This window comes from Faecalibacterium sp. An192, from assembly GCF_002160175.1.
Taxonomy (GTDB): Bacteria; Bacillota; Clostridia; order Oscillospirales; family Ruminococcaceae; genus Faecalibacterium.
This window is the reverse complement of sequence record NZ_NFKB01000104.1, coordinates 1-3,519: the sequence shown is the minus strand read 5'-3', so window position 1 is coordinate 3,519 and position 3,519 is coordinate 1. Positions and strand designations below refer to the sequence as shown.

The window sequence follows — 3,519 nt, the reverse complement described above, 5'->3', positions numbered from 1 at the left end:
CCTGCTCCTCGATGGGCTTCTTGTTTGCGAGAACTTCCATGGTTTATTTCTCCTTTCTTTTTAATAGTTCATGGTTTCGGGTCCTGTGCGGGCTATCAGCAAATGTTGATGATGATGTCCATGCTGTCCGCCTGCTCCTCGATGGGCTTCTTGTTTGCGAGAACTTCCATGATTTATTTCTCCTTTCTTTTTAATCAGCTCTATAGGCTTGGGGCTTTTGTTTTTCTGTGTCCCTTGCTGTGACTGTATTGTAGCATAGCCGGCTTTCAGGAAACATATCGTATAACGTTAATTGAAAATAACACAAAACGATAAGTGTTTGGGGCGTATCGAGTGCATTGCACTAGAAATTATGGTCCTGATCTTTTATAATAAAGATGTCACTTCTCACAGGAGGGAATTTTAAGATGAAAAATATTTTTCTTGGAGAATATATCAAACAACGGCGGCTGGATCTGGGTTTAACCCAGGAGCAGCTCTGCGATGGAATCTGTGAGCCTATGACTCTTTCCCGGCTGGAAAATGGGAAACAGACCCCCAGCCGCAACCGGATTAATGCCCTGTTGCAGCGTCTGGGCCTGCCGGATGACCGCTATTTTGCTCTGCTGAGTAAAAATGAACTGGAGATGGAAGCTCTTCAGAAAGAAATTGTTGCCTGCAATGTGACCGAAAAGGTGCCGGAGGGCTTTGAGAAGCTCGCACAATTTGAAAAGCTGGCAGACCCGGACGATCAAATTGCGAAGCAATTTGCTCTGCGTTCCAGGGAAGTCTTGGGATGCTTGGCCAGGCAATATACACCGCAGGAACGAATCGATCTGCTAATGCAGGCAATCCGGCTGACCGTGCCACGCTTTGATTTAGATGAAATTGAGAGTTTTATCTATTCGAGAGACGAGATCAAAATTATCAATCAAATTGGAATCGCATATTCCGATGATGGACAAAATAAAAAAGCAGCTGAAATTTACTATCAGCTGCTTAGGTATGTGCGCAAACATTTTAAAGAAACCATAACATCTATTGGCGTATTGCCTTTAGTTCTTTATAATTATGCTCGAGTATTAGATTTGTGTGGGCGCTATGAGGAGGGAGCTGCACTCGCTAAAGAAGGGCGAGAAGCCTGTATTCAATACGGGCATTATCAATTTCTGCCCAACTGTCTTGAAATTGAGGCCGAGTGTCAGCATTTTATGGGAGACGATAAAAGCAGTAGAGAACTGTACTACCAATCGTATTATCTCTGCAAAGTCATTGGATATCAAATCGGGTTAGAGGTTGTCAAAAAAGAAGCGAAAGAATACTTGAACATCGATTTTATGAGTTAACCCATGTCTCCAACGCCCGGCATAGCATCACATGGCTGGATAGAAGGTTTGTCCGGATTCTCAGGCTGATCAGAACCGTCAGGTTGTTCCGTTTCGGTCACACCAGGCTGCGGCGTGGGTAAGTCTTCAGGCTCAGCGGCAAAGCAGGGGACAGCCAGCAAGCTGGCGGCCAGAACAAGAGAAGTAATCAGGGTAAAGAGACGTTTCATCATTTATTTTTTTCCTTTCATTTTATGTTGTTTTCTTGTTGGCAAAAGGATACCACTACAAGGCCGCACAGACCATATCGTATCGTGTTGCTTTTTTCTAACATAAAACGACGGGTTATACTGAGAATGAGGTCAGATGCTTTCCAATCGGCTTGTGATGCAGCAAGTACTAAAATAAGAGGATGGCCACCCAAAACAATGCCGTCAAGTCATTTGTGTGTGAATTGCTTCCGAGTTTCTAAAATCGCCCTGCACGGTTTTTGCACGGAATCTGCACGGTTTCAACCTATACAATGGTTGATAACAGGTGCAAAATTTACCAGTGGGCGTGAAACACGAATTTGGATAAATTGCTTATTATCGATAAAATTTTATGTTTTACAGCAGGCGGCATAATGGAGGAATTACCCCTGACTTGCGCTACGAATCAGTAGGCCGGGGATTCGAGTCCCTTCCATCGCACCAAAAACCCACGAAGAATCGAAAGATTCTCCGTGGGTTTTTCGCTTTTCAAGGTGCTTGCACATTTTTGCACATCAGCTGCACATCTGCGGGATGGGCAGTGTATTCTGTGCATCCTCTGCACGGCGTGATCTGCGCCGCACAAAAAGAAAATTTTTAGGCGAACAGCAGCCGGACAAGCTCCCGGCGTTCGTCTGAGCTCATCTGCCGGACGGCTTCAAGGATCACAGGACCTGTGATATTTGTTGCCTCCGGCGTTTTGTTTTCCTCCGGTCCGCTGGGGTCGGAACCGGATATGTCCTGCTTGTAGAAGTTGGCTTCAATCTTCTCAGCCAGCTCAATCCGGGGTTTGTCCTGGGTATGGGCGTAGGTGTCCATCAGGGTGGTCGCCGTAGCGTGCCCGGTGTTCCCCTGGACTGATTTGAAGTCACCGCCGGATTGAAGCAGCTGATAGGTTGCGCTGGAGTGGCGCAGCCCGTGGAACACGATGCGGGGGAACTCCGGGTGTGCGTCCTGCCATTTGAGGAACTTTTTGCGGATCAGGACTGGCTCCACGGCCTGACCATTGGGCAGGCGGAGAAGCATTCCGCTGTCGTGGTAGCGGTCCGGGGCGCGGGCCTCATCTGCTTTTAGCCTATCCAGCCAGTGTTTCAGTTCCTCCCGGAGAGCGGTGGGCAGAAAGATATTCCGGCAGGAGGACTGGGTTTTGGTGCTTTTCAGGATGAGAGAAGTTTTGCTGCCTTCCAGTTTATCGGGAAACTCCTTGATGATACAGCTGCCATCCACCTGAAGCAAGGCGTTTTTCTGGATGCGCTGCATGGATTTGTTGACCGAGAACGTGCCGACCCCACCGGCGGCGTCAAAATCGATGTCCTCCGGGGTGAGTCCGGCAACCTCCCCTTCCCGCAGCGCACCCACCAGGGTCAGGTGGACTGCCAGGTGGAGGATGGGATCCTCCATGCTGGCCAGGGCCGCTCGCATTTCTTCCACTGTCCAGATGCCTCGTTCCTGGGTGGTCTTTTTGGGGCCTTCCAGAGGAACGGGGCTTTTCAGAAGGATTCCCCATTCCACCGCATAGAGGAACGCGGTGTGAAGCAGACGATGAACCTCATGGATGGTGGTGCCGGACAGTAGACGCTGTTTCTGCTTGGGGGTGAGCTTCTGCTTTTTGCCCTCGATATACTGCCCACAGGGCGTTTTGCTCAGGGTACTATACAGATTCTCCAGGTGATAGGGCTTCAGCTTCTGCATCTCAAAGCTGCCGATATAGGGGAGGATGAGATTCTGGATGGTGGACAGGTTGGACTGGTAGGTTTTGGGAGCCCACTTGTGCTTGGTGCATTGTTTGGGCAGCCAGTTCATCAGGAATTCACCGACCGTTATAGTGGACGGAATCAGGAAAGTTCCGCTTGCAAGCTCGTGTTCCACCTGCTTTTTGCGGTTCATCGCCTCCTCTTTGGTGGGAAAGCTCTCCCATTTGTCGCAGCTTTTGCCGTGCTCATCGAGATAGGTGTAGCGGACGC

Annotated in this window: 4 protein-coding genes; 2 read left to right on the top strand and 2 right to left on the bottom strand. The window is 49.2% G+C overall.

The genetic code is table 11. The annotated features are described in order from the left end of the window. Positions 1-194, top strand: a 194-nt coding sequence (locus B5F27_RS17060; RefSeq protein ID WP_206423022.1) for a hypothetical protein, incomplete at its 5' end; no start/stop codon positions are given. 213 nt (positions 195-407) lie between these two features. Continuing rightward, positions 408-1,325 carry a helix-turn-helix domain-containing protein gene (locus tag B5F27_RS15890; protein ID WP_158098276.1) on the top strand — a complete coding sequence of 306 codons (918 nt, stop codon included), beginning with the start codon at positions 408-410 and terminating at the stop codon, positions 1,323-1,325. Here the strand turns inward: B5F27_RS15890 and B5F27_RS15885 are convergent. Next, on the bottom strand, positions 1,322-1,537 hold the full coding sequence (locus B5F27_RS15885) for a hypothetical protein (RefSeq protein ID WP_087369023.1): 216 nt from the start codon (positions 1,535-1,537) through the stop codon (positions 1,322-1,324). The two genes, B5F27_RS15890 and B5F27_RS15885, sit on opposite strands and share 4 nt — an antisense overlap. Positions 1,538-2,152: 615 nt before the next feature. Then, a partial coding sequence (locus B5F27_RS15880; RefSeq protein ID WP_087369022.1) for a site-specific integrase occupies positions 2,153-3,519 on the bottom strand: 1,367 nt, incomplete at its 5' end.

What these genes read in the sequence shown, in the direction of transcription:
- B5F27_RS15890 (WP_158098276.1), top strand. Translation starts at nt 408, where the DNA reads ATGAAAAATATTTTTCTTGGAGAATATATCAAACAACGGCGGCTGGAT.
- B5F27_RS15885 (WP_087369023.1), bottom strand. Translation starts at nt 1,537, where the DNA reads ATGATGAAACGTCTCTTTACCCTGATTACTTCTCTTGTTCTGGCCGCC.